The following is an 18,190-nucleotide window of genomic DNA, read 5'->3' as shown; positions in this document are numbered from 1 at the left end:
GCCGCGCCCCTGATGGAGAGAGCGCATGAAAACCAACCCCGGACGTTTCTTCGAGGATTACCGCATCGGCGAGACGATCACCCATGCCGTGCCCCGCACCGTTTCGGGCGGAGAGCGGGCGCTGTATCATGCGCTTTATCCGGCGCGCCATGCGCTCTATTCCTCGGACGAGTTCGCGCGCAATTGCGGCCTTGCGGCCTCGCCGCTGGATGATCTGGCTGCCTTCCATGTGGTGTTCGGCAAGACTGTGCCGGATGTCTCGCTGAATGCCATTGCCAATCTGGGCTATGCCGAGGGGCGCTGGCTGTCGGCGGTCTATCCGGGCGATACGCTGCGGTCCGAAAGCACGGTGATCGGGCTGAAGGAAAACTCCAACGGCGCGTCGGGTGTGGTCTATGTGCGCACACGCGGCATCAACCAGAACGGCACCACCGTGCTGGACTATGTGCGCTGGGTCATGGTGCGCAAGAACCGGCTGGACGCCCCTGCCCCCGACGCTGTCGTACCCGCGCTGGCCAAGGTTGTCGCCCCCGAGACGCTGGTGATCCCCGCCGGGTTGGATTTCAGCCGGTATGAATTCGCACTGGCGGGCGAGCCGCATCGCTGGGGCGATTACGCCATCGGCGAGAAGATCGACCACGTTGATGGCGTGACCATCGAAGAGGCCGAGCACATGATCGCCACCCGCCTGTGGCAGAACACCGCCAAGGTGCATTTCGACGCGACCTTCCGCCCGGATGGCAAGCGGCTGATCTATGGCGGCCATGTGATCTCGATGGCGCGGGCGCTGTCGTTCAATGGCCTCGCCAATGCGCAGATGATCGTGGCGCTGAACGCCGGGGCCCATGCCAACCCCTGTTTCGCGGGCGATACGGTCAAGGCCTGGTCCGAGGTGATCGACAAGGCCGACACGTCGGCACCGGGCGTGGGTGCCATCCGGCTGCGGCTGGTCGCCGTCAAACAGGGCGCGGCCCCGTTTGCGCTGCGCGGCGAGGATGGCAAATACCTGCCCGAGGTTCTGCTGGATCTGGATTACTGGGCGGTGATGCCCAAGTGATCCGCGCGGCGCACTTGGTGCCTGGCGCCTGCCGCAACCGGCATGACCTGCGCACAGGCTGGCCGGACAACGCCGTGCGGGCGCCGCGCTCCAAATCGCTGACCGGCACGTCCAAACCGGGGGCAACGTGGAACGCCCGCCCTGCGCAGCAAACTGCCAAGCTGTGATCACGGCCAGAAAATTTGTGATCACAAAGTGAAAAAATTACCGGATGATAGCGGCAACGGCCCGATTATGCTGCGATTGCACAGGTGACTTGGGCAAAAAACACGCTATTGAATGCTCAGAAATCCTGCCAGTGCGCGGCACACGATCTGCTGCCCAAGCGACAAAGGGAAACGTCATGGCTGAAGTGAAACGGGTGGAACGCCCCCTTTCCCCCCATCTCCAGATCTATCGCCCGCAATTGACCTCGATCACCTCGATTCTGACGCGGATCACCGGCAACGGCCTGATCGTTGCGGTGTTGCTGTCGGTCTGGTGGTTGCTGGCGGCTGCGACCTCGCCCGAGTATTTTGCACTGGCCAACAAGGTTGTGACCTCGTGGTTCGGCAAACTGGTGTTCACCGCCTCGCTCTGGGCGATCTGGTATCATTACCTCGCAGGGCTGCGGCACCTCTATTACGACGCAGGCAAGGGGCTGGACATTCCCACCGCCGAAAAGCTCGGCTGGGCCTGCATCATCGGCTCGGTCGTGCTGACCGTCATCACCATCATTCTGGTCTGAGGAGGCAACCATGCGCTATCTGACCGATCGTAAACGCGCCGAAGGCAAGGGCGCCGCCCATACCGGAACCGAACATCATTGGCAGATGCAGGTGTCCGCCGTGGCGCTGGCCTTCATGGTGCCGGTGTTCCTCTATGTGTTCGGCTCGGCCCTGGGCAAGGGCCATGACGAGGTTCTGGCCACCTTCTCCCGCCCCTTCCCGGCAATCCTGACGGCGCTTGTCCTGTTTGTGGGGATGCGCCACTTCGCCAAGGGTGCCACGATGATGATCGAAGATTACGCCCGCGGCTCGGCCAAGAAGGGCCTGGTGATGCTGGTGATTTCGATATCCTACGCGGTGACCGCCATCGGGCTGTTCGCCCTTGCGAAAATCGCGCTCTGAGAGGCTGACATGACTGCTTATCCCTATGAAGTGCATGACTATGACGTGGTCGTGGTGGGCGCGGGCGGCGCGGGTCTGCGCGCGACGCTCGGCATGGCCGAACAGGGCCTGCGCACGGCCTGTGTGACCAAGGTGTTCCCGACCCGCAGCCACACGGTTGCGGCGCAGGGCGGCATTGCCGCCTCGCTGTCGAACATGGGCCCGGACAGCTGGCAGTGGCATATGTATGACACGGTCAAAGGCTCTGACTGGCTGGGCGACACCGATGCCATGGAATATCTGGCGCGTGAGGCCCCCAAGGCCGTGTATGAGCTGGAGCATTACGGCGTGCCGTTCTCGCGTACCGAAGATGGCAAGATCTACCAGCGCCCCTTTGGCGGCCACACCACCGAATATGGTGAAGGTCCGCCTGTGCAGCGCACCTGCGCCGCCGCAGACCGCACCGGCCACGCCATCCTGCACACGCTTTATGGCCAGAGCCTGAAGAACAACGCGGAATTCTTCATCGAATATTTCGCGCTGGACCTGATCATGACCGACGGGCGCTGCACCGGCGTGGTGGCGTGGAAGCTGGATGACGGCACGATCCATGTGTTCAACGCCAAGATGACCGTGCTGGCCACCGGCGGCTATGGCCGCGCCTATTTCAGCGCGACCTCGGCCCATACCTGCACCGGCGACGGTGGTGGCATGGTGGCGCGGGCGGGCCTGCCGTTGCAGGACATGGAATTCGTGCAGTTCCACCCGACTGGCATCTATGGCTCGGGCTGCCTGATCACCGAAGGCGCGCGCGGCGAAGGCGGCTATCTGACCAACTCCAACGGCGAGCGGTTCATGGAGCGTTATGCGCCCCATTACAAAGATCTCGCGCCGCGCGACTATGTCAGCCGCTGCATGACGATGGAAATCCGCGAAGGCCGCGGCGTGGGCGCCAATGGTGACCATATCCATCTGCACCTGAACCACCTGCCGCGCGAGACGCTGGAATTGCGCCTGCCCGGCATTTCGGAATCGGCCCGCATCTTTGCCGGGGTTGACCTGCACAAGGAACCGATCCCGGTACTGCCGACCGTACATTACAACATGGGCGGCATTCCGACCAACTATTGGGGTGAGGTGCTGAACCCCACCGCCGACAACCCGGATGCGGTGTTCCCCGGCCTGATGGCCGTGGGTGAAGCGGGCTGTGCCTCGGTGCATGGCGCGAACCGTCTGGGGTCGAACTCGCTGATCGACCTTGTGGTGTTCGGCCGCGCCGCCGCCATCCGCGCGGGCGAGATCGTCAACCCGAAAGAGCGCGCCGCCCCGGTGAACACCGCCGAAGTGGACAAGGCGCTGGGCCGCTTTGATGCGCTGCGCCATGCCAATGGCGCAATCCCGACCGCCGATCTGCGGCTGGAGATGCAGCGCACCATGCAATCGGATGCCGCCGTGTTCCGCACCGAAAAGACGCTGGCCGAAGGCGAAGTGAAAATGACCGCCATCGCAGGCAAGATCGGCGACCTGAAGGTCACGGATCGCAGCCTGGTCTGGAACAGCGACCTGATGGAAACGCTGGAACTGACCAACCTGATGCCGAATGCACTGGCCACGATCTATGGCGCGCATGCCCGCACCGAAAGCCGGGGCGCCCATGCGCATGAGGATCACCCGCACCGCGATGACGCCAACTGGCGCAAACACTCGCTGGCCTGGGTAGATGGCAATGCGGTGACGCTGGGCTATCGGGCGGTGCATACCGATCCGCTGACCAGCGAGGCCGATGGCGGCATCAGCCTGAAAAAGATCGCCCCGGCAGAGCGCAAGTTCTGATGATCCGCGCGGCATCCCTGTCAACACGCCTCCCCGAGGCCGCAGCTGCGGCCCCGGCTGGCAGGTTTCCGCGCGCCGTCACCGCCTCGCGTGCAAGTGTCTCATCTTCAGCCGGTGAACGGGTTAGCCTGTGCGCCGAGCTGACATTGAGGAATGAATGATGCCCCGTCTGATTGCCCCCCTGCTGCTGCTGACCGCCCTTGCCGCCTGCAATCCGCAGACAGTGGCACAGAACATCAACACCCGTGCCGCACGCTCTGTCGTGGTGCCGGTCATGCAGAATTACATGACCGCACCGCAGGCCGAAGCGGCGGCGGATTGTGTGATCGCCAATGCCTCGCCCGCCGAATTGCAGGGCCTTGCCCGCGATGTCGGCGTGCGCGCCGGCACGCTGACGGTGCAGAATGTGGCAAACATCCTGCGCCGCCCGGCCACCGCCTCCTGCATGAGGGCCCGTGGCATCGGGCCGGTGGCGGGGTGATGACCATGCTGTGCCCTGCCCTGCTGCTGTGTCTGAGCCTTGCCGCCTGCGGCCCGGTCTCGCGCGAGGCGGCAGAGCGCAGCTGTTTCCAGCAAGCCCGCCTTGCCCAGCAACCGCGCGGCGAAATCGGCATCGGGGCCAGCAGCGATGGCGGGGCCATCACCCGCTTCGAGATGGATATTTCATCCGATTACGTCATGGGGCGTGACCCCGCACAGGTCTACGACTCCTGTGTTTATCGACAATCCGGGCAGCTGCCCTCGCAGCCGCTCTACTCCCGTTCAGATTGGAGAGACTAGCCAATGGTCCAGTTCACCCTGCCAAAGAACTCCAAGGTGCGCACCGGCAAGACCTGGCCGAAGCCCGAGGGCAAGAATGTCCGCAAGTTCCAGATTTACCGCTGGAATCCCGATGATGGGGAAAACCCGCGGGTCGATACCTATTTTCTGGATATGGACAGCTGCGGCCCGATGATTCTGGACGCGCTGATCAAGATCAAGAACGAGGTCGACCCGACGCTGACCTTCCGCCGCTCGTGTCGCGAAGGCATCTGTGGCTCTTGCGCGATGAACATCGACGGCATCAACACTCTGGCCTGTATCTATGGTCTGGACGAGGTGAAGGGCGATGTGAAGATCTATCCGCTGCCGCATATGCCGGTCATCAAGGATCTGATCCCCGACCTGACCCATTTCTACGCCCAGCACGCCAGCATCATGCCCTGGCTGGAAACCAAGACCAACCGCCCGGCAAAAGAATGGCGGCAGTCGATTGAAGACCGCGAAAAGCTGGATGGTCTGTATGAATGCGTGATGTGCGCCTCGTGCAGCGCCTCTTGCCCGTCCTACTGGTGGAACGGCGACAAATACCTTGGCCCGGCCGCGCTTCTGCACGCCTATCGCTGGATCATCGACAGCCGTGACGAGGCGACCGGCGCGCGTCTGGACGATCTGGAAGACCCGTTCAAGCTCTACCGCTGCCACACCATCATGAACTGCGCCAAGACCTGCCCCAAGGGGCTGAATCCGGCCAAGGCTATTGCCGAGATCAAGAAGATGATGGTCGAACGGGCCGTCTGATATCGTCGGGGGCCCGTTGTGGCCCCCGCCTGTTCCGGGCGATCAGGCCCGTTTTCCGACATGGTTGGGATTGTATTGCAGGGCGCACAGCAGCCCTCGGTGCCGCATGACACGCGCTTTGCCCCGCCGCTGCAAAGGCGGGGCGCATCACATGACGCGCCCCTGCCCTGTTTCAGTTGTCCATCTTGAGCGCAGAGATGAATGCCGTCTGCGGAATCTCGACCTTGCCGAACTGGCGCATCTTCTTTTTACCGGCTTTCTGCTTTTCCAGCAGCTTCTTCTTCCGGGTGGCGTCGCCGCCATAGCATTTCGCCGTCACGTCCTTGCGCATCGCCGCGATGGTTTCGCGCGCGATCACCCGCCCGCCGATGGCGGCCTGCACCGGGATCTTGAACATGTGGCGGGGGATCAGCTCTTTCAGCTTTTCCACCATGGCGCGGCCCCGCGCTTCGGCCCGGTCCCGGTGGACCATGATCGACAGCGCATCCACAGGTTCGTCATTCACCAGAATCGACATCTTCACCAGAACATCCTCGCGGTATTCCGAGATCTGATAGTCAAAGCTGGCATAGCCCTTGGTGACCGATTTGAGCCGGTCATAGAAATCGAACACCACTTCGGCCAGCGGCAGGTCATAGACCACCATTGCCCGCGACCCGGCATAAGACAGATCCAGCTGGATCCCGCGCCGGTCCTGACACAGCTTCAGAATATCGCCGAGATAGTCATCCGGCACCATGATGGTGGCCTTGATGCGCGGCTCTTCGATATGATCCACATAGGTCAGATCCGGCATGTCGGCGGGGTTGTGCAGGTCGATCACCTCGCCGCTTTTCATGTGCAGCTTGAACACCACCGACGGTGCCGTGGTGATCAGATCAAGGTCATATTCGCGTTCCAGACGGTCGCGGATCACCTCAAGGTGCAGCAGGCCCAAAAAGCCGCAGCGGAAGCCAAAGCCAAGGGCGGCGCTGGTTTCCATCTCGTAGCTGAACGAGGCGTCGTTCAGCGCCAGCTTCTCGATCGCATCGCGCAGCGCCTCGAAGTCATTGGCGTCCACCGGGAACAGGCCACAGAACACCACTGGCTGCGCAGGTTTGAAGCCCGGCAGCGGCGTGTCGGTGCCCTTGCGTTCATGGGTGATGGTGTCGCCCACGCGGGTATCGCGCACCTGCTTGATCGAGGCGGTCAGCACGCCGATCTCGCCCGGCCCCAGTTCGGCAATATCCACCATCTGCGGCTTCAGCACGGCCAGCTTGTCGATGCCATAGATCGCGCCGGTCTGCATCATCTTGACGCGGTCGCCCTTCTTGATCACGCCATCCATGACGCGGATCATCACGACAACGCCCAGATAGGCATCATACCAGCTGTCGACCAGCATCGCCTTCAGCGGGGCATCGCGGTCGCCCTTGGGGGCCGGCAGCCGCGTCACGATGGCCTCCAGCACATCGGCAATGCCGAGGCCGGATTTGGCCGAAATCGGAATGGCATCCGATGCGTCAATGCCGATCACATCCTCGATCTGCGCCTTCACCCGTTCGGGTTCAGCGGCAGGCAGGTCGATCTTGTTCAGCACCGGCACGATGTCGTGCCCGGCATCAATCGCCTGATACACATTGGCCAGCGTCTGCGCCTCGACCCCTTGCGACGCATCGACCACCAGCAGCGAACCTTCGACTGCGCGCATCGACCGTGACACTTCGTAAGCGAAGTCGACGTGGCCGGGCGTGTCGATCAGGTTCAGGATATAGGTCTTGCCATCCTTGGCCGGATATTCGATCCGCACCGTGTTGGCCTTGATGGTGATGCCCCGCTCGCGCTCGATATCCATCGAGTCAAGCATCTGTGCCTTCATATCGCGGTCGGCCACCGTGCCGGTCATCTGGATGAGCCGGTCCGCAAGGGTGGATTTGCCGTGGTCGATATGGGCCACGATGGAGAAATTTCGGATGAGGTCAAGCTGGGTCATGGCGCGCGATATAACCTGTCTCTGCAGGGCCGGGAAGGGGGTATCGGGGGGGCGCGTCCGCAGGCGACCCAATTGCGCAGGCACGGCAGATCTGCCACAGCGCGCGCCTCGCCCTTACCGTATCTTGCGGTTCGGTTCCCCCTTGGCCGCAGCATAGGGCCTGCGCGCCCGCCCATGGGCCAAAGCCCGCCGATCACACGGCTTTCCTTGCAAATTTCCGCCCGAATCGTCATACTGCATGGCAGAAAATGACCCGTGGCGGAGGGGAACCCCGCCAACAGGCAAGAGGCAGAGACATGAAGAAACTGGTTCTGGCAGGCGCTTTCGGCGCTCTGATCCTTCCCATGATGACACTCGCGGCGGTAGCCGGGCCAATCGAGAAGGCCTGCAACCGCTCTGACCGCAGCGCGGCCAATCGCGGTGTCTGTGCCTGCATCCAGCAGGTCGCGGACATGACGCTGAAAGGCGGCGATCAGCGCAAGGCGGCCAAGCTGATGAACGACCCGGACCGCGCGCATGATGTGTGGATTTCCAAACGCGAAGCCGATGATGCGTTCTGGGAACGCTACAAGGCCTTCGGCCAGACCGCCGAAGCCTATTGCGGCGGCTGATCGGCAACCCATCCCTATAGCAAAAAAGGAGGGCAATTTGCCCCCCCTTTCCAAATGAACCGATGGGGCGCAGCCATGCCGCGCCCCGAAGACGGGATCAGTCGAAGATGAAATCCGACAGGCCCAGATCGGCACGCTGCATGTCTTGCAGGGTGATCTGCGCATCGGCCGACAGCGTCAGCACCAGATCATCGCCCACCTGACGGGCATTTTCGATCAGATCCGACGCCTGTCTGCGGCTCAGATCGTCAATTTCCAGACGGTCCTGACCATTGGTGAAATCGGTGATCACGTCCACACCATCGCGGCGGTCGAATTCAAACACATCCGCCCCGGCACCGCCGGTCAGCACGTCATTGCCCGAACCGCCATCCAGCCAGTCAGACCCGGTGCCGCCGGACAGACGGTCTTTGCCCGAACCGCCGTCCAGCTCGTCGCGGCCAGAGCCGCCGAACAGACGGTCATTGCCGGATTCGCCGTCAAGGTCGTCATTGCCCGCCCCGCCGAACAGACGGTCATTGCCTGCATCGCCTTCCAGATCATCATGGTCGGCACCGCCATAGAGCACATCGTCGCCCGAGCCACCTTCCAGATCGTCGCGGCCAAGGTGACCGAACAGACGGTCATTGCCGCTGCCGCCATAGAGGTCGTCATTGCCGGCATAGCCGTACAGCGTGTCATTGCCACCCTGCCCCGACAGCCAGTCATTCACAGTGCTGCCCTTAAGCGTGTTGGCAAGATCGTTGCCGGTTTTACGTACCATGTGAGGTCTCCTTCGCTCGTTTGTCTTGATCGCCTGGGCCGAAGCCTGCACCGGAAAACGCACAACAGGGCGTTCTGTTCCCGATCAGGTTCCGGCAGCGCGGTGCTGCGGCGCAAACCCGCCGGAACGGGCTACGATGACGGCTGTTTGCCACAGGCTTCCTGACAGCGGCCTGACCCCTGTTGTCAGCCAATTGTCAGGGGCCCGCAGCTAATCTGCCACCATGCGATATCATCTTGCCCTTCTGTGCCTGCTTCTGTGGCCCGCCGCTGCGGGAAGCGAAGTGCCCCCCTCTCCGCCCCTCGCAGAGCCGCCTCTGCCGATGGATGATGCTGAACTGGCCCGCGACGCCGTGGCACGTGGCGAAATTCTGCCGCTCGCCAGCATCCTGCCCGGTGTCGAGGCCGCGCATCCGGGCCGCATCATCGAGATCGAGCTGGAATATGAGCGGAACGCCCGTATTTACGAACTGGAAATCTTGACGCCGGATGGCCGTCTGATCGAAGTGGACGTGGATGCCGTGACCGGCATCATTCTGGATGTCGATGAAGAGGAAGATTGATGCGGGCGCTTGTCGTCGAGGACGATCCACGCATCGCGGCGGATCTGGACCGGGCGCTGACCGCGGCCGGTTTCCGGGTGGAAATGGCCGCCGATGGCGAGGCCGCATGGTTTCTGGGCGGAACCGAAACCTATGATCTGATCGTGCTGGATCTGGGCCTGCCCAAGCTGGACGGGCTGGCCGTGCTGAAACGCTGGCGCGCCGAAGGGGTCGAGGTGCCGGTGCTGGTGCTGACCGCGCGTGGGGCCTGGACGGAACGGGTCGAAGGCATTGATGCCGGGGCCGACGACTATCTGCCCAAACCCTTCCGCATGGAGGAACTTCTGGCCCGCGCCCGCGCGCTGGTGCGCCGCTCGGTCGGGCGGGGCGGGTCGGTGCTGGTGGTCGGGCGGCTCAGCCTCGACATGAACCGGATGACCGCCGCACAGGCTGGGGTGCCGGTGGTGCTGACCCCGTTGGAATTCCGCCTGCTGGCCTATCTGGCGCTGCACCGTGACCGCACCGTGCCCCCGACCGAGCTGCGCGAACATCTCTATGGCGATGACGATTCGCGTGAGGCGAACGCGGTCGAGGCGGTGGTGACTCGGCTCAGGCGCAAGCTGGGCGCCGAGACCATCCTCACCCGACGCGGCTTCGGCTATCATCTGGATCAGACCGCGTGACGGCCCGCTCGATCCGGCTGCGGCTCTTACTGGCAGGGGCGGCGGCCATCGGGCTGGCACTGGCGCTCGCGGCGGGTGGTCTGGCCCTGCTGTTCGACCGCCATGTGGAGCGGGTGGCAGTCGCAGATCTCGACTCGCGCTTTCTGGCACTGGCCGCCGCGATCGAACCCGATGCCAATGGCAAGCCGGTGCTGCGCAGCACCCCGATTGATCCGCTGTATATGCAGCCCCTCTCGGGGCATTACTGGCAGATCCGGCTGGGCGATCAGGTGCAGCGCACCCGCTCGCTCTGGGATTACACCCTGCCCCTGCCCGAAACACCCCCCGCGCCCGGCACCGCCACGGTGCTGACGCTGCCCGGCCCACGGGGCGAGGCCCTGCTGGTGCTGGACCGCAGCCTGCGCTTCGGCACCCGCCCCGAAGCGCCGCTGCTGCGGCTGACCCTTGCCACCGACCGCGCCGAACTGGCAGCGGCGCGTCAGGCCTTTCTGGCAGAGTTGTTGCCTTATCTGGCGCTGCTGGGGTCCGCACTGATTGCCGCCTCGGCGGTGCAGATCGGTGTCGGGCTGCGCCCGTTGGCCGCCACACGGGCACGGGTGGCCGATCTCGCCGCAGGGCGGCGACGGCGCATGGGGGCCGATCTGCCCGAGGAGGTGATGCCACTGGCCGCCGAAATCGACGGCCTGCTGGAGGCGCGCGCCGCCGAGCTGGCCCGGGCGCGGGCACGGGCGGGCGATCTGGCGCATGGGCTGAAAACGCCGCTACAGGCGCTGGAGGGCGACGCCGACCGGCTGCGCCAGCGCGGCGAGGGCGAAATCGCCACCAGCATCGCCACCATCGTCACCGCCATGCGCCGTCACGTGGAACGCGAACTGACCCGGGCGCGGCTGCTGACGGACCCGCGCCATGCCGAAACCGCCGTGATGCCGGTGCTGCGCAAGGTGGTCGCCGTGCTGCAACGCACGCCGCAGGGCGAAGATACCGAATGGGTGCTGTCGGGCGCCGAGGATCTGCGCGCCCGCATCGACGCGGCAGACCTGACCGAACTGCTGGGCGCACTGCTGGAAAACGCGCTGCGCCACGCCACGGAACGCGTCACTGTGCAGGCGAGCAGCGGGGCGGAGGAGCTGTGCCTCTCCATCCGCGATGACGGGCCGGGCGCCCCGCCCGACCTGCTGCATCTGCTCACCCAGCGCGGCTTGCGGCTGGATGAGGCCGGGCATGGCATCGGCCTTGCCATCGTCGCCGACATTGCCGAAGCGGCAGGCGGGCGCATCGAACTGGCCAATGCCGATCCGGGATTTGAAGCACGGGTCTGGTTGCCACTGGTGGCCTGACCCGCCCTGCCCGGCTCAGCGGTTCAGATCAACCGGAACCTCGATGGCCATCTCGCCCGCCTTCTCGAAGGTCAGGGTGACAGTCAGAACATCGCCCTGGTTCAGACTGCGGGTCAGGCCCATGAACATCACATGATCGCCACCCCGCGCCAGCGCATGGCTTTGACCCGCCGCCACCGCAAAGCCTTCCGGAACCTCGACCATCTGCATCACGCCATCCGTGCTTTCGCGGTGGGTATGCAGTTCAACTTTCTTGGCAAACTCGGCGCTGGCCGCAATCAGGCGATCATCGGTGCTGCCCTGATTCTCGATCACCATGAAGGCAGCGCCGCTTTTCGCCATATGGCCTGAGCTGCGCGCATAGGCATCCTTGATCTGAATGCCATCGGCAAAGACAGGGCAGGCCACAAGAAGGGTTGCGGCAACAAGGCTGGAAAGAAGGCGCATGGCAAGATCCTGCAAAAAGACTGACTGCCCGCAACAAAGCCGATTTTCACGCCCCATGCAAAGCGACAAGTCCGCACATGGACCAAACCCGCCAAATGCAAAAACCCCGCACGATGGCGGGGTTTTCAGCATTCATCACCGGAAAGGATCAGGCCGCAGCCTGGGCTTTCGTGATGTCTTTCTTGATCTTCAGCGCTTTGTCCGACAGTTCGTCGTCCTTGGCTTTTGCCAGAAACGCATCCAGACCGCCGCGGTGATCCACGGTGCGCAGGGCAGCCGCCGAAATCCGCAGTTTGAACGATTGGCCCAGCACATCAGAGATGAGCGTGACATCGTTCAGGTTCGGCAGGAAGCGCCGCTTGCTCTTGTTGTTGGCGTGGCTGACATTGTTGCCAACCATCGGGCCTTTTCCGCTCAGTTCGCAGACGCGCGACATCGTCTTGTTCCTTGTCTTTCGGGCCATTGCACGGCAGCGGCGGCCCGGAGTAACACCAATGACGCCCACTGAGCCAGCAGGCACCGAATTCCATCGCCGCCGTTTATGGCCAATTGCAAGCAAGGTCAAGCGATTCACGCAGCTTCTGATCACGCGAAGCGGCGGCAAGCCGGGCCTCCAGCGCAATCAACCGCTCCTTGCGCCACAGACCGCCGCCATATCCGGTCAGGGATCCATCCGCCCCGATCACCCGGTGGCAGGGAATCAGCACCGCCAGCTGATTGGCCCCATTGGCGCGCGCAACCGCCCGCACCGCCTCGGGCCGACCGATCTGGCGGGCAATCTGGCTGTAGCTGCGGGTCTCGCCCGGCGGAATGGTCTGCAATGCCTGCCAGACCGCGCGGGTGAACGGCGTGCCATACAGCACCATCGGTGTGGTGAACTGCGCCGACTCGGCCGCGAAATACCGCGCCAGATCCGCCTCAAGCTGATCCGTGATCGCACTGCGCCCCAGACCGATCCGTCCCTTGGTCAAGGCAGACAGACGGCGCAGCTCTGCCCCCAAGGCCGGGCGCGAGGTAAACTCCAGCAGATGCAACGCATGGTCATCGACCAGCGCCACCATGCCCCCCAGGGGCGTGTCGATGAAATCGGCCCGCAACAGCGCAGCCTCGGCCATTCGCGCCGGCGCATGGCCCAGCAGCCGCGCAAACGCGGCCCGAAACCCCGAGGCGCTGTCGAATCCCGCCTCCAGCTGCGCCTCGATCACCGTGCCGCCCTGCGCCAGATGCCGCGCGGCATGGCGCAGCCGCGCCTGCCGGGCCAGATCCAGAAAGGTCATGCCGAACTGCCGCCGGAACGCCCGGCGCAGGGTCGAAGGATCATGCCCCAGCGCCACCAGATCCGCCTCCGACCAGCGCCGCGCCGGATCCTGCTCAAGCGCGGCCAGCAAGGCCTGATGCGCGGGCGCAATCTCGCCCAGCGGGTGGCAGCGTTTGCAGGGCCGAAACCCCGCCTCCAGACAGGCCGCAGCACTGTCGAAAAAGCTGCAATTGCGCCGGAGGGGTTTGCGCGCCGGGCACGTCAACCGGCAGAAAATGCCGGTCGACGCCACGCCCACAAAGGCGCGGCCATCATATTGCGGGTCACGGGCCAGCAGGGCCTGATACAGGCTGTCGGGATCGGGGAGTGTGAACAACATGCGCAGAGCCTATCCGATTCGCGCCTGACAGGGGCGCGGAAATCGGGCGTGTATTCCCCCAGCCAACCCGTCCGCTGCGTGACCGTTACAACATGGATATTTGGGCCAAGATGAAATACAAACCTGTTTCCCCATTCATCTTGGCAAAAATATCCTCAGGGGGTGAATGTGGGCGCAGCCCGCAGAGGGGGCGCGAGCGCCCCCTGCCTGCCTAGCGGCCCAGCAGCGTCAGAAGCTCTGCCGCCGCATCATCCGGGGTGCGGCCCCCCTGCCCGACTTCGGCACCCAGACGCTGCATCAACCCTTTCACCGGGTCGCGGTTGAGGCTGGCCAGCAGGCCATGGCGGACCTCTTCTTCGAACCAGTGGCGCGCCTGATCGGCCCGGCGGCTGGCCCAATGGCCCTGCGCGCGGCGCCAGTCGGCCAGCACCTGCATCTCGGCCCAGGCGGCCTGCAAGCCTTGCAGTTCCAGGGCGGAGACGGTCAGCGCCTTGGGGAACCCGTCGGGGTCTTGCGGTCGGCGGCGCAGCAGGCGCAGCGCGCCTGCGTAATCGGCCTGAGTGCGCAGCGCGGCGGGCTTCAGATCGCCATCCGCCTTGTTCACCAGGATTAGGTCGGCCATTTCCATGATGCCGCGCTTGACACCTTGCAATTCATCCCCACCGGCCGGGGCCAGCAGCAGCAGAAACAGATCGCACATTTCGGCGACCATGGTTTCCGACTGCCCGACCCCCACCGTCTCGATCAACACCACGTCGAATCCCGCCGCCTCGCACAGGGCCACTGCCTCGCGGGTGCGCCGCGCCACGCCGCCGAGGTGGGTCTGGCTGGGCGAGGGGCGGATGAAGGCCAGAGGCTCGCGCGACAGCCGTTCCATCCGCGTCTTGTCGCCCAGAATGGAACCGCCTGACCGGGCAGAGCTGGGATCCACCGCCAGCACCGCCACCCGCAGCCCCTGCGCGGTGAGCAGGCAGCCAAACGCCTCGATGAAGGTGGATTTGCCCACGCCCGGCGTGCCCGAAAGCCCGATGCGCAGCGCCTGACGGCCGGCTTTGGCCCCCTCTGCCACCAGCGCACGCGCCTGTGTGCGGTGATCCTCGCGGGCGCTTTCCACCAGCGTGATCGCACGGGCCAAGGCACGGCGGTCGCCGTGTGTCACGGATTGTGCAAGAGCTGTAACATCCATGGCGGCTCTCCGGCAGGGCTTCGCTCATTTCATGGGGGCCGGGGGTCGACCGCCACATCCGGGGCTGTAATGCCCGTTCGCCGCCCTATATGCCAGTGCGCAAGACGGCATGACCAGCCGCATGTTCCAGAAAGGCCGGATGTGATGCAGGTGAGCAAAGGTTTGACGGGCGTGATCTTCGCGGCGGCGCTGCTGTCTGCGACCACGGGGGCGCGGGCCGAACAGGCAGAGTTCGATTTCGTGCTGCGGGGAATCAGCGCCGGTGCCTTGACCTGGAGCGGGGATGGTGCGCCGGGCGCTGCCTATTCCGTCAAGGGGCGGCTGAAAACGGCGGGGCTTGCCGCACTGCTCAAGAAGGTGCGCTATGATGCCACCGCCTCGGGCACGATCACGGCCAAGGGCACCTATCTGCCCAGAGCCTATTCCGAGGATGCCGATACCGGCAAACGCAAATCGCAATCCACCCTGCGCTACAGCAAGGGCGTGCCCGCACTGACCAGCACGAATACCAACCGCAAACCCCGCGCCTATGATGTCGATCCGGCGACGCAGGGCGGCACGGTCGATCCGCTGACCGCGATGTTTGCCACGCTGCGCGAAGTGGCCGCGGGGCAGGAATGCCGGGTCGATCTGAAGATGTTTGATGGCCACCGCGCCAGCCGCCTTGTGACCTCTGCCGCCAAGGCCACGGGCGATAAGGTGGTCTGTTCGGGCGAATACCGGCGGGTTGCGGGGTTCTCGCCCGAAGACATGGCCGAGAAGACGCGCTTTCCCTTTACCCTGACCTATGCCCCGGCGGGCGAAGGCCGGATGCGCGTGGTCGAGGTGGCGATGGACACGCTTTACGGCAAGGCGCGGCTTGTGCGGCGCTGATCCGCACAAGCCCGGCACCGTCGATGCGGTGCTGCCGGATCTGAGTATTTGGGCAAAATGCAAATGGCAGAGGGCGGGGTTGGTGCAGCCGTGCCTTCACGCTTGCATTGGCGCGCCGCTTCTGCTGTGACGCCAGCCAGCCAGATCAGGGGGCCGGATGCAGCACAGTTTGCCGATTGACGAGGCCCTGCCCGCGCTGATCGCGGCGTTACAGTCGCGGCGCATGGCAGTCTTGCAGGCCCCGCCGGGGGCCGGGAAAACCACCCGCGTGCCGCTGGCACTGCTGGAGGCCGGGCTGGGCAGCGGGCGGATTGTCATGCTGGAGCCGCGCAGGCTGGCCGCCCGAGCCGCCGCCGAACGTATGGCCGAAACGCTGGGCGAGCCGGTGGGGCAGACCGTCGGCTATCGCATCCGGGGCGAGGCGAAAGTCAGCCGTGCCACGCGGATCGAGGTGGTGACCGAAGGGATCCTGACCCGGATGCTGCAAACCGATCCGTCGCTGGACGGGATCGGCGCGGTGATCTTTGACGAATTCCACGAGCGCAGCCTGAATGCGGATCTTGGTCTTGCGCTGGTTCTGGAGGTGCGGGCGGCGCTGCGCGACGATCTGCTGCTGGTGGTGATGTCGGCCACGCTGGACGCCGCACCCGTGGCGGCTCTGCTGGGCGATGCGCCGATGATCACCTCGGCGGGGCGGGCCTTTCCGGTGGAGACCCGCTGGCTGCCGCGCCCGCTCGATGCGCGGGCGCGTGTCGATCAGGCGGCAGCGGCGCTGGTGGTGCAGGCCGTGGAGGAGTGCCCCGAGGGCGGGGTGCTGGTGTTCCTGCCCGGCGAGGGCGAGATCCGCCGGGTGGAGGGGCTGCTGAAGGGGCTGCGCGGCTGCGAGATCCGCCCCTTGTTCGGCGCGATGGAGTTTGCGGCGCAGCGGGCCGCACTGGCCCCCGCCAGCCCGGGGCTGCGCAAGGTGGTGCTGGCGACCGCGATTGCGGAAACCTCGCTCACCATTCCCGATATACGGGTGGTGGTGGATGCCGGGCGCGCACGCCGGGCACGCTATGATGCCCCGTCGGGCATGGCGCGGCTGGTGACAGAGCGGGTGACGCGGGCTGAGGCGGAACAGCGCCGGGGCCGCGCCGGGCGGGTGGCCGAGGGGGTCTGTTATCGACTGTGGTCCAAGGGCGAAGAGGGCGGGCTTGCCGCCTATCCGCCTGCCGAAATCGAGGCAGGCGATCTGACCGGGCTGGCGCTGGAGCTTGCGGTCTGGGGCGGCGGCGATCTGCCCTTCCTGACCCCGCCGCATCCGGGCGTGCTGGGCGAGGCGCGCGCGCTGCTGACGGCGCTGGAGGCGCTGGACGTCGCCGGGCGGATCACCGATCACGGGCGGGCGCTGTCGGCGCTGCCGCTGCATCCCCGGCTGGGGCATATGCTGCTGCGCGCGGGTGGCGGGGCCGAGGCGGCGACGCTGGCGGCAGTGCTGGCAGAGCGGGATCCGCTACGTGGGGCGCCGCCCGATCTGGCCCTACGCATGGCGGCGGTCAAAGACCCTGGTCGGGCCGAGCGGGACGGGCGCGAGGTGCATCGCGGCACGGTGGAGCGCATCCGCGCAGAGGCCAAACGGCTGGCCCGCGCGGTGCCCGACGCACCGCTGGGGCTGAGCCTTGGGCAGATGGCGGCGCTGGCCTATCCGGACCGGGTGGGATTGCGCCGCAAGGGCGATGCGCCGCGCTGGGTTCTGTCCGGTGGCAAGGGGGCGGCGATGGCGGCGGGCCTGCCGCTATCGGGGCAGAGGCTGCTGGTGGCCACCGATCTGGACGGCGATCTGCGCGAAGCCACAATCCGGCAGGCGGTGGCGCTGACAGAGGCCGAGTTGCGCGCCGTGCATGGTGGCCGCATCGGCTGGCGCGCGCTCTGCGAATGGTCCAAGCGCGACAACCGGGTGGTGGCCCGCAAACAGGAATGTTTCGGCGCGCTGGTGCTGGACGACCGGCACTGGACCGATGCGCCGCCCGAGGCACTTGCCCGCGCCGCCTTGGACGGGCTGCGCCAGATCGGCCTGAACTGGAGCGCCGCCGCCCGGCGTCTGGCCGCGCGGGTGGATCTGTGTCGGCGCGACGGCTCTGCCCTGCCCGATGTGTCGGAGGCGGCGCTGCTGGCGGGCGATGCACTGCTACCCTATCTTTCGGGCAAGCGCAGCGAGGCCGAGCTGCGCAGCCTTGATCTGCTGGAACCGATCCGGGCGCTGCTGGGCTGGGACGGCGCGCAATTGCTGGATCAGCTGACCCCCAGCCATTTTGAAACCCCGCTGGGGCGGCGCGTGCCGATTGACTATGACGGCGAGGCCCCGGGCATCGAGGTAAGGCTGCAAGAGCTGTTCGGGGTGACGGTTCACCCCACAGTCGGGCCGAAGCGGTTGCCGCTGCGCATCACGCTGCTGTCGCCGGGCGGCAAATCGGTGCAGGTCACATCAGATCTGCCGGGGTTCTGGACCAATTCCTATGCCGATGTGCGCCGCGACATGCGCGGGCGTTATCCGCGCCACCCCTGGCCGGAAGATCCGCGCGCCGCAGATCCCACAACCCGCACCAAACCGCGCGGAACCTGA

Annotated in this window: 19 protein-coding genes; 13 read left to right on the top strand and 6 right to left on the bottom strand. The window is 65.3% G+C overall.

Translation table 11 applies throughout. The features are described from left to right. Window positions 1-25 precede the first annotated feature (25 nt). The 7 genes from KM031_RS13965 (at window position 26) to KM031_RS13935 (ending at window position 5,538) form a co-directional block, all read left to right on the top strand. Entirely contained in the window at window positions 26-1,057 is a 1,032-nt protein-coding gene (locus tag KM031_RS13965) for a MaoC family dehydratase (protein ID WP_215506885.1), read from the top strand. Window positions 1,058-1,400: 343 nt separating this feature from the next. Next, on the top strand, window positions 1,401-1,784 hold the full coding sequence (gene sdhC, locus KM031_RS13960) for a succinate dehydrogenase, cytochrome b556 subunit (RefSeq protein ID WP_215506887.1): 384 nt from the start codon (window positions 1,401-1,403) through the stop codon (window positions 1,782-1,784). A gap of 10 nt (window positions 1,785-1,794) precedes the next feature. Continuing rightward, entirely contained in the window at window positions 1,795-2,166 is a 372-nt protein-coding gene (gene sdhD / locus KM031_RS13955) for a succinate dehydrogenase, hydrophobic membrane anchor protein (RefSeq protein WP_215506889.1), read from the top strand. A gap of 9 nt (window positions 2,167-2,175) precedes the next feature. Then, a complete protein-coding gene (gene sdhA, locus KM031_RS13950) occupies window positions 2,176-3,978 on the top strand; it encodes a succinate dehydrogenase flavoprotein subunit (protein WP_215506890.1) in 1,803 nt (600 codons plus the stop codon). Window positions 3,979-4,138: 160 nt separating this feature from the next. After that, on the top strand, window positions 4,139-4,459 hold the full coding sequence (locus tag KM031_RS13945; RefSeq protein WP_215506892.1) for a hypothetical protein: 321 nt from the start codon (window positions 4,139-4,141) through the stop codon (window positions 4,457-4,459). Beyond that, window positions 4,459-4,758 carry a hypothetical protein gene (locus tag KM031_RS13940; protein ID WP_215506894.1) on the top strand — a complete coding sequence of 100 codons (300 nt, stop codon included), beginning with the start codon at window positions 4,459-4,461 and terminating at the stop codon, window positions 4,756-4,758. Before KM031_RS13945 ends, KM031_RS13940 begins: the two co-directional genes overlap by 1 nt. 3 nt (window positions 4,759-4,761) lie before the next feature. Beyond that, window positions 4,762-5,538 (top strand): succinate dehydrogenase iron-sulfur subunit, encoded by a 777-nt coding sequence (locus KM031_RS13935; RefSeq protein WP_215506896.1) that lies wholly within the window; start codon window positions 4,762-4,764, stop codon window positions 5,536-5,538. A 172-nt stretch (window positions 5,539-5,710) separates the two neighbouring features. Here the strand turns inward: KM031_RS13935 and lepA are convergent, their stop codons facing one another. Beyond that, window positions 5,711-7,510, bottom strand: a complete 1,800-nt coding sequence (gene lepA, locus KM031_RS13930) for a translation elongation factor 4 (RefSeq protein ID WP_215506898.1) — start codon at window positions 7,508-7,510, stop codon at window positions 5,711-5,713. Between the two features lie 296 nt (window positions 7,511-7,806). Between lepA and KM031_RS13925 the strand changes: the two genes are divergently transcribed. After that, window positions 7,807-8,121, top strand: a complete 315-nt coding sequence (locus KM031_RS13925) for a hypothetical protein (protein ID WP_215506900.1) — start codon at window positions 7,807-7,809, stop codon at window positions 8,119-8,121. 97 nt (window positions 8,122-8,218) lie between these two features. On the opposite strand, the gene KM031_RS13920 is transcribed toward KM031_RS13925, so the two are convergent. Continuing rightward, complete coding sequence (locus KM031_RS13920; protein WP_215506902.1) at window positions 8,219-8,884, bottom strand: calcium-binding protein; 666 nt, start codon at window positions 8,882-8,884, stop codon at window positions 8,219-8,221. 322 nt (window positions 8,885-9,206) lie between these two features. On the opposite strand from KM031_RS13920, the gene KM031_RS13915 reads away from it, so the two are divergent. Genes KM031_RS13915 through KM031_RS13905 form a run of 3 tightly spaced genes read left to right on the top strand, consistent with a single transcriptional unit; the run spans window position 9,207 to window position 11,445 of the window. After that, window positions 9,207-9,446, top strand: a complete 240-nt coding sequence (locus tag KM031_RS13915; protein WP_246567281.1) for a PepSY domain-containing protein — start codon at window positions 9,207-9,209, stop codon at window positions 9,444-9,446. Then, a complete protein-coding gene (locus KM031_RS13910) occupies window positions 9,446-10,108 on the top strand; it encodes a response regulator (protein ID WP_215506906.1) in 663 nt (220 codons plus the stop codon). The genes KM031_RS13915 and KM031_RS13910 overlap by 1 nt, the downstream gene beginning before the upstream one ends. Next, window positions 10,105-11,445 carry a sensor histidine kinase gene (locus tag KM031_RS13905; RefSeq protein ID WP_215506908.1) on the top strand — a complete coding sequence of 447 codons (1,341 nt, stop codon included), beginning with the start codon at window positions 10,105-10,107 and terminating at the stop codon, window positions 11,443-11,445. The genes KM031_RS13910 and KM031_RS13905 overlap by 4 nt, the downstream gene beginning before the upstream one ends. Before the next feature lie 15 nt (window positions 11,446-11,460). Here the strand turns inward: KM031_RS13905 and KM031_RS13900 are convergent, their stop codons facing one another. The 4 genes from KM031_RS13900 to meaB all read right to left on the bottom strand — a co-directional run bounded on the left by KM031_RS13900 (window position 11,461) and on the right by meaB (window position 14,715). Further along, complete coding sequence (locus KM031_RS13900; RefSeq protein WP_215506910.1) at window positions 11,461-11,892, bottom strand: copper chaperone PCu(A)C; 432 nt, start codon at window positions 11,890-11,892, stop codon at window positions 11,461-11,463. Window positions 11,893-12,040: 148 nt separating this feature from the next. Beyond that, on the bottom strand, window positions 12,041-12,328 hold the full coding sequence (gene rpmB / locus KM031_RS13895) for a 50S ribosomal protein L28 (protein ID WP_215506975.1): 288 nt from the start codon (window positions 12,326-12,328) through the stop codon (window positions 12,041-12,043). 103 nt (window positions 12,329-12,431) lie between these two features. Then, the gene (locus tag KM031_RS13890; RefSeq protein ID WP_215506912.1) at window positions 12,432-13,529 is read right to left on the bottom strand and encodes a bifunctional transcriptional activator/DNA repair enzyme AdaA; all 1,098 of its coding nucleotides are present in this window, start codon (window positions 13,527-13,529) and stop codon (window positions 12,432-12,434) included. A gap of 211 nt (window positions 13,530-13,740) precedes the next feature. Further along, entirely contained in the window at window positions 13,741-14,715 is a 975-nt protein-coding gene (gene meaB / locus KM031_RS13885; RefSeq protein ID WP_215506913.1) for a methylmalonyl Co-A mutase-associated GTPase MeaB, read from the bottom strand. Window positions 14,716-14,859: 144 nt separating this feature from the next. Here meaB and KM031_RS13880 point away from each other — a divergent pair, with 144 nt between their 5' ends. Then, window positions 14,860-15,588 carry a DUF3108 domain-containing protein gene (locus KM031_RS13880; RefSeq protein ID WP_215506915.1) on the top strand — a complete coding sequence of 243 codons (729 nt, stop codon included), beginning with the start codon at window positions 14,860-14,862 and terminating at the stop codon, window positions 15,586-15,588. Between the two features lie 157 nt (window positions 15,589-15,745). Continuing rightward, on the top strand, window positions 15,746-18,190 hold the full coding sequence (gene hrpB, locus KM031_RS13875) for an ATP-dependent helicase HrpB (protein WP_215506917.1): 2,445 nt from the start codon (window positions 15,746-15,748) through the stop codon (window positions 18,188-18,190).

The sequence above is a fragment of the Gemmobacter fulvus genome (assembly GCF_018798885.1).
GTDB lineage: Bacteria > Pseudomonadota > Alphaproteobacteria > Rhodobacterales > Rhodobacteraceae > Gemmobacter > Gemmobacter fulvus.
This window is presented reverse-complemented; position numbering and strand designations above follow the sequence as displayed.